The following is an 8,999-nucleotide window of genomic DNA, read 5'->3' as shown; positions in this document are numbered from 1 at the left end:
CATCCCAATACAAAATATTTTGTGCAACAAAACCGGTTGGGTATTATGCTTAAGCTAAATGAAGCCCCGGTTTTAAATGTATCGCAAACCCAATCGCCATTGCTAGATATAAACGGGCAGGCTGTTATTAATAATATTTGGTGGGCCTTACCCCTGGCGCAGGTGCAACTGATGCAGCCATTGGAAGCCGAGGGCAATGGCGCTTTACTGGTTGAGTGCGCCGCTGGTTTATCTGCCAATTTAAAAGCTACTGATAACAATGTCATCACCATAAACAGTCCCCAGTTTTTGTTGGAACCCGGCAGGATAAATATGACTGATACCAGCAGCAATGGAGTAGGAAAGGCCCATAGTTTTTTAATGTGGAAAGAAGATAAAAAATTTGTTACAGAAACCACTATCAGGTTTTTAAAAGATGTACCTTTTATTTACAATATCCTATCGCAGGGGCAGGAAGCATTGAACAGTTTTGTTGCCTTTAAAATTAATGCAGACAGGCCGGTAAATATTAAAGGCGAAGCGGTGGCATTAAGGTCAGACAAGGGCGGCATACTAATAAGCGCAAATCAAAAAAACACCCTCATCAGCATTGCTGATTTTGAACTGCTTATTAATAAAAATGCAGGCCCCAATGATGTGTTGCCCACCCCGCAAAAAATAGCCCTGGCATTAAGCAATGCCTTGCTCACCACCAGCCTTCCGGCTGCGGTTAGTTTACTAGCTTTTGTGAGCGACGATTTTAAAACCTTTATCCAGGGATTAATGGAAGTGTCATTTGGATTGTATGCTTACCTGCCAACGCTGCCCGATCCTTATGTGGCAAACCTGGCATCTATGAAAAGGCAATTTGAAAGAACAGTGGATACACCATTGGTAGCAAACAGCCGGGTAGCAGGCACAGATGTATGGATGTGGGTTATAGCAAAAGTTGACTGGCTGAATGAAACTAATTCTTTAAATACTTCTTTTGAACTGCTTGATTTTTTTCAAAGTAAAATTGTAACTGGCTACCGGCTGCCATTTACACTGCCCAACAGGATAGATACCGACGCAAAGAAATTACTGTTCACACCGCCAATACAATTAAATGAACCACACCCCGACAAAGGGTTTGACTTTACACAACAATTTATTAATAAAAGTAAGGATAGCCAGCCGGGCTTACCAAATTATACGGAAGATGTAAACCCTGTGTTTACAGATTTTGCTTTGCTGGATGTTAGTTCCAACGCCAACCAGATGGGGGTGGCTTTTAGTCATAAAAAAGCCTACATACAGCAGTTGGCAAACAATGGCATCCAGCTGGATGCTAATGACAATAGTTTTCCATTACAAATACAAGGCACCTCTGTAATAACCGAAAGTAAAAATGCGCAGGCATTTACATTGCCTGGTATTGCCTGGGAGCCATTGCTGAATTTATCCTTTACTACCGCTGTTGATCCTTTGCCCGGCTTTAATTATTTCCCCAATGATGGCGTGCCTACATTGATGGGCAACCTTAGTAACGAACAGGTTGTGCTGGCACCCATACCTCTGTCACAACACCTGGTAGATACTTTTAAAAGTAACAAAGATGGAAAAACGTATGCCCTGTTTAATATGCCTTTTGGCATGGTTGCATTTGCCATTCTTAACCAGAACAATGTTACCCAAACAACAAAACCTTCCATAGAAAATGTATTGCCGCAATTTGAAAACGCCGTCGTGGGCGGCATACAGTTAGAACTTGTTGCAGGCTCGTCTTTTGATAATGATAATGGGCAGGGTCTTTTTGAAGGCTATACTTTTCAACTGGTTAATTTATACGATCAGTTGGGCAGTGCTGCTAAAAGTACGTTGGGCAAAACACCCACCGCCATATTTAACCAGGAATTTTTAACGGGTGGATATCAGCCGGAAGTTGGACCTAACATTGACCTGAAAAACAGGCCGGGCGTGCCTGTTACTACGATTGGCATTAGCGGCTATGGCAGCAGTATGGCAAGTAAATGGGCCAATGATGAAGCGGTTTTTGCACAGGTAAGTAAGGCAGAGTTTAATGTGTACACAGGTCGTACCAGCCACGAGCTGGTGCAGGTAGTAAGTAAAGAATATCCCTTTGGTGCAAAGTTCGTACGAACTATCACCATCTTTAGAATGAGCAATGGTTATGTTGCCAGAATTGACAGCGGCTGGAAAGCGCAAAGTCCCGGATTGTACGATTTTTCTTTTTTAGATGATACAACCAGGAAAAAAATACCAAGTCAATTTTTCTTTCATCCAGGTATTGTGAAGGGTATATTTAATATCAGGAATATTAAGGAAGTTGATAAACCTCCATTTACAAAAGGGAGCGACGTATTACAAGCCATTACTTACGACGCTGATATTTTACTGGAAAATATTACTGAAGGGGGCAAAGAACTGCTATTAAATGCCAGCTCGAAAATAGTCCCTTCAACAGGTATCCTTGGCTACATACAATTATCGCCACCAGGGCAACCTATTAACGTAAGTAGTTTTACAGAACTATTAAAATCCGAAGGTGGTAGTATTGGTGGCAGCATTAACTGTGTTATTAAAATTGCGGGTACAGATCAGCACATGAAACTGAACCGGTTTGACGTATCAGCTTCTGTAGACGGGGCTGGCAAATCCATCTTTGTATCATCTGCCAGAGGCTCTGTTTTTTTACCTAAAGATGGAAGCTGGAGTTTGGTACAACATAAAATTGGCAATGGCAATGTAACGCCGCTTGCTGCACAATTTAGTGTGCCACTTATTAAAGAAGGAATGCGCCCAGGCTTTGATATTGTAACCGAAAAAGACCTGTACGACCCATTTAAAGACATTGCCCCTGCAGCCTTGCACCGCATTGCTGACCCGGCCAATTTATTGGTAACAGATACCACTGCAAGCAACTATGGTTTTCTTCAAAATATGGGTAGTCAAAAAGTATTGTTTCTTACCCCGTCGTTTAAAACAGGTACTGCTAAATTGCTAAGTAAAACGCCGCCCTTGCTGGCTGATTCTTTTCGCCTGCTAAATGGTAGCGCCATCTTTCCTAATATTGGCGATGCCAATACCAATTTTGGACAAGCCATTTCACTTTTAAAAGCCGCTGCGGGGAATGCCGCATCAGCAGAAGCATTTTTAAAATCAGGCGTTCAGGATCTTGGCAAAGATGTGTATGAACTGCTGGATTTAAATCTTAAAAAAGAAGGTGAGAAATTTTTGGAACAGGGGTACGAACTGGCGAAAAAAGGGGTGGATGGTGTGATTGATAAAGCACTAAAATTTGATTTGCCAAATGGCGATTACAACCTCGTAAACCTGCCCGATAAATTAGTGGTGGCTATTCGCTACAAAACCAGCAGCAAACCTAAAGATGAACCTAAAAAAAATTACGCAGGCAAATGCGATTTTGATGTTAATTCATTAGCGGCCGATGCTACCGAAAACTGGAAGGGCAAGCTTAATAATATGGCCGTCGTAGTTTCCATTGGGCCAATGAAAGAACTGATGACGGTTAAAGGAAATTTCAATTCGCAAAAAGGAAAAGACCTTGACCTTGGCAGCAACAGCGAGGGTGGAGGACTTAGCCTGCCAACGCCGGAAATAGAATTTAGCAAGGAGGTAGAACCGGTTATCCGCATATTGGAAATACTGGCGTCATTAAGTACCGGCGATTATGGTGCCGCATTAAAAAAAGGATTGAAGGTAGCGATGAGCAATAGCGGCGATATATGGGAGTATAAATTTGAAGCTTCCAAAGAAATTCCGTTGGTACGCTTTCCGCCAGGCCCTGCTTATGAGTCACCGCAAACGCCGTTAAAATTAGAGTGCAGCCTGCAGATAGGGTTTAACGTAAATGCTGCTTTAAAAGTTACCACCGAGCCCAAGCAGCTGTTGCCTACTGCAGGTGCCTTCTTCGCCTTCCGTGGCCGGTTGATGGTGATGTGTGTAAGCGTTGGCGGAGGCAGCGTGTTTGCCATTGGCGAGGCAGGTATTCGCCTGGAAGCCGATACCAGCCCACAGATAAATGTGATTTTACATTTTGGTTTTGGAGCCCAGATAGGCGTTGGCCTGCCGGTAGTGGGTACTGCTACCGTAACATTTATGGTGGGGGTTGAAGTAGCCGTTTCTTCAAATGGAAAAATTGCCATTACTGCATTTATGATGTTTAAAGGGCAGGCAGAATTATTGGCCGGCTTAGTTTGCATCTGTATTATGATAGAAGCCCGTGGTACCGTAGAAAAGGCAGGACCTGACATGCCTGCCAACTGCGAGGTGCAGGTAACTTTTGCCATTGATGTTTCTATATTTCTAATTATCAATATTCACTTTAGCGAAAGCTGGAGCGAAAGCAGGCAGATAGCCTGATTGACTTTTTATCAATCAAATACAAAAAATATTTTTATGTCGTTTGATCAATCAAGATTTACACTGATAGCCTTGCCTCAAAGCATTGATGTAAATGGCCTGCTACAATTGCATATCCTTTTTATTCCACGTAACATTAGTCCGCTGGAAAATGTAGAAACCATTTATAATCCAGCCGGTGGCATACCTTTTATTAATGCCCGGCCCGCATTCACGGTAAAGGTTATCAATACTTCCACTACATTTCCGGGTAAGGATGCTTTGCCTGAAAAGGTACTTGATACCGGGGTATTGGAATATGCTGCGCAGATTGAAAATATGTACCGTACCCTTAAAGATGCTGTTAATGATAAGGGGCTGCCAAAATATTTCGACATAGATGAAAGCCGCAGTACCGGTAAGCCGGGCAGCGAAAAACATGTTGCGCCAAAAGCAATAACGGAAAGAGACAACGCCATCAGAAAATATTTACCCAACAGTTACCGGCAGGCATTTAACTTTACCAGTCCCCGGATTAAGAATGCCGTCACCGATGACAGTTATCATTGTGCCATGCGTGACCAGAGTCCCATTGTTAAACAACCGATAGATAATAAAGTTAGCTGGGGTAAAGTGTATGCCCATTTATTGCGCCAACCTTTTTTGGCAATGGCAGGTGGACTGCTTTATAAAACCACCGTACAATTAGCGTCTGGCGATTTTGAAAAGGGGGGATGGTTGTATGTAGATTTAAAAGACGATAGTGATTATCGTACTGAATTAATTACCTCTTTTGATGCAGTTAATTTTCCAGGGTTATCGCCATTTATAAAACGTTATGCAGCTAAAATACCTCCTTTAAAAGCCGCCGGGGCAAGGTCGCTTTTTACTGCCATTTCTTTTCCTGTAATGAACCCCAGTGAAGACCCCGAAGGTGCTTTTGATGAATTATTTATAGAGGCCGCACACTACAATCATGGCTTTGCAACCATTGTACATGCCGACCAGCCACACAGCCAGAATTTATTAAAGGAAGAACATGATGGCTTGCTGCCACAAAAAGAAATTGGTATCCGGCTTGGCTGGGAGGATGAACAGATTTTAATTTGGTACCTGCGGCAAATGGCTGTAGAAGCAGGAAAAACCGAAAGGATTGATGCACCATTGTGCGTAATGGGGTACAATATTGATGTAAGAATTGCTGGTGAAGAAGATGAAGTTGTAAACCCGTGGGAAAGCCTTAATCAGGTTAGCAGTAAAGGTGATATGCAGTTGGAAGGCATCAACCTGGGGACATTTAACGGCGAGCTCCCTTACCAGGTTTATCCCACAAAAATAAGTACCACTGCAGACACTAACTTTTGGCTGCCCATGTATTTTGCCAACTGGAATAACAGCTCCATTGTTATCCCTGACGATAACGCATCCCGTATTTATAAAAATGAATCAGATAAAATCCATCCTGTAAGCAATAACAATCCTTATTTACCTGTTATCAGCGGTACCAAATTACAATATGGAAAAAGCTTCCAGTTTAGGGTAAGGCTTTCTGACATAAGCGGCGGCGGTCCTGCTGTTTCCACACCATCTTTTGCCTTGTTATCAGAAAGCCATCATACCAAAGTAGCCTTTAAACGCTATGTGGCACCGGATATGGTACGGATCATCCATGAAGCGGATGTGATAACACCCAATACCGATGATCATAATTTTAACGGCGCAAGCCTTCAACTGGCAAGGCCCATCATGGGGTATCCCGGCGTTTTGTACACAGGCAAATACATTGATCCTGTACAGCGATTGATTGATGCATCGCAGGCCATTCTTGATGAGCAAAAAAATGATCCGGCAGGTAAATCAGGTGGCCGGGCTTTTGGCATCGCCGATCCTGATGTAGTAAGCATCCGGATAAAAGTAGAAGTAGAAACTTTGCAGATGGACAACCTGGCGAGTGATGATGGCAAACAAAATTATATCACCCTATACACTACCAACCGAAATTTTAATGCCTTTGATGAAAACAATGCAGATGAAATTATTACCGTACCTGTGCGGTTTTCAGACGAACCGGTACTTGATCTTTCCAACAAATTTACACCCTTTACGACGGTTGAAAACAATGCATGCATTGCGGCAACTGCCGGTGAAATTGTGCTGCCTACCGCAAGAAATATCCGCATTACGTTAAGGGCGGAAGGTGAAAAAAAAGATGCCTACTGGGGTGTTGATGCGAATGATATTTTGGTGGATCCAAGCATGGGAAAACCGAAAATGATTACAGTAAGGCAGGAATCTTTGAATGAAGAAAACATGTTTACCGGCATCAGTAATCCGCAATTATTACGAGGCATTTATTTACAGCCAGACCCTGTAGAAATTAAAGCTTCTGCTACCGGAAAAAAAAACCTGAATGGCACTGAGTCCAACAAGCTGCCTGATATTGTGCAACGCCTGGCACAACAGCTAAATGTGGAAACAAAAGATAAATCGCTAACAGCAGCCAATGGTGAGCGCATACAGTTTTGGTGTAGCAGCCGCATCCGCCATAACATGGCGCCGGATAACAGCAGCCTTACTTTTGCTAATAAAAATGAATTGCAACATCACTGGCTGGTTTGTACTTCACTTACCTTAAACCGCGACTGGGCGTGGGATAGCCTTGATCCGCTTAGTTTTGAAATACAACGTAAGTTTAGATTTGGTGCCGATGCCAAAACCATTGAAGAAAAAGAGTACCAAAAAGTTGGTGATATGGAATTTAAAAAGACCGCTTCCTTTCAGGCCATACAGGCTGGTGCTGATGGATTGATACACCGGAACTTTTCGAAAATTATTTTTATTGATGTGGTAGATGCAACACCGGTGAATGGTGATTTTCCTGATATCACGGAAGTGCGGTACAACATCATCACAAAGTTTCGCCCTGCACATGTTCCTGTTGCTGATAAACCTTTTGAAACCGCTGTATTGCAATTACCTGTCACCATTAATCCCCATCAATCTCCTAAATTAATTGGGTCGGGTATTGCACTTTCACCCTATATCCGTACTGCCAATTATTCTTCCTCGGAAGCACGCAAACGCTTTCTTTGGCTTGAGTTTGATGCGGCTCCGCAAGACCCCAACGATGCATTGTTTACTAGAATGCTGGGATATGCCCCCGACCAGTTATTAAGCAACAACAATCCTTCTTTATGGCACCTTTCAGAAGATACACCCATTAATCTTGACCCTGAATATATAAGAGTGATAACGCCGGGAATGGGTACCGATCAAAATGGATTAAAAGCCATGCAACGCATGATAAAATCGAAAGATGCTACCCGGCATTTTTATTTGCTGCCATTACCGCCGGGGCTTCATACCGAAAGCGCTGAACTGTTTGGTTTTTTTACACAGGAGTTTCGCTTTGGCCACTCCGATAAAATATGGAGTACAGCTCAGGCCCGTTTTGGACAACCTTTGCGCATTGCCGGTTTACAGCATCCGGCTCCCATCCTTACCTGTTTACTTAACCGCAACGAAAAAGAAGTATCCATTTCCGCACCTTATGCGCAAGCCGTTTTTAATGGGCAGGATGTAACCAGCAACCCACCACGTACCGCAATGTGGGCCTTATTATATGCCCAGGTAAAACAGGCAGATGGCAAAGACCACCGTAATATTTTATTGACCGAATTAGAGTTAACACCCAACCCGGTAATACCGGAAAATGAATTGTTCAGGCAATTTATTTTTGAAAAGATAGGGGAAATAGAACAACAAAAAATAATTGAATACGAAGATGGCCTTGCCATTGTACCGTATGACTTAGGTACGCTGGTACTTGAAATAGCCGCTCAATATACACTGGAAAAACAAAAAATTATCCGGCAGGCAAATGGTAACTGGAATAATACACTCATTAATCAGGCATTGCAGTTGTATGGTTTACCTGCCGGCAATTCTTTGAGTGTTGTTTGTGTAGAAGTGTTTGGGCAAATAACCAATATTAAGGAGCAGATAAATAAACTGGAATTTGTAGAAACTACCGAGCGGGTACCTGATGAGCCAAATGTAGCAAGGCTAATAAATAGCCGCCGCATTATCAAAAATAATGTGCTGGTAAATTCAGAAAACAATTACGTAGAACTGGCCAGCCAGCTTAAAATTGAGTACGGCGTTGATATGCCAGAAAAAGGGTTGGCCCAGGAAGCATTTAACCGGGTAACCCAAAAACCTATCGCTCGTCCGCTTTCTGATAACCTGGGCAAATACCGAATCCTGCGGACATCACCACTAACAGAAGTACCGTTTGTTTGCTGCACCGAAGAAGTTGACAATACATTGGGGCTACTTTCATTAAAAGGGTCACTTGTTTGCGAGTTTGCCATACCTGATAACAGCAATATTGATGGTTGGGTATTTAATAAAAACACCAACACCATTCAATGCACCGGCGATATTGACAATGATGGAATAGATGAAATTATTATAACCAATGCGAGTGGCATGGCCATTGTAAAATACCTGCAAGGCAGACTGCAACTGGTTTTTACAGTGGCAAGCAAAACAGCATTGGGTAACTGGGTATACGATGATGGCGCAAGCCCTATCAGGGATTGGGGCTTTAATATTGCCCCCTTCACCGGCCAGCCCTTCAACGAATTATTGCT

The 8,999-nt window shown here is 42.9% G+C and carries 2 protein-coding genes; both read left to right on the top strand.

Annotated elements, in window-relative coordinates:
• Positions 1-45 precede the first annotated feature (45 nt).
• On the top strand, positions 46-4,365 hold the full coding sequence (locus H7254_RS15815; protein ID WP_301933884.1) for a hypothetical protein: 4,320 nt from the start codon (positions 46-48) through the stop codon (positions 4,363-4,365).
• Positions 4,366-4,401: 36 nt separating this feature from the next.
• Positions 4,402-8,999: hypothetical protein (locus H7254_RS15810; RefSeq protein WP_301933883.1), on the top strand; the 4,598-nt coding region annotated here is incomplete at its 3' end.

The organism is Ferruginibacter sp., assembly GCF_014377975.1.
Lineage (GTDB): Bacteria > Bacteroidota > Bacteroidia > Chitinophagales > Chitinophagaceae > Ferruginibacter.
Note: the sequence above shows the minus strand (reverse complement) of the source record. Positions and strands in the feature narration are given on the sequence as shown.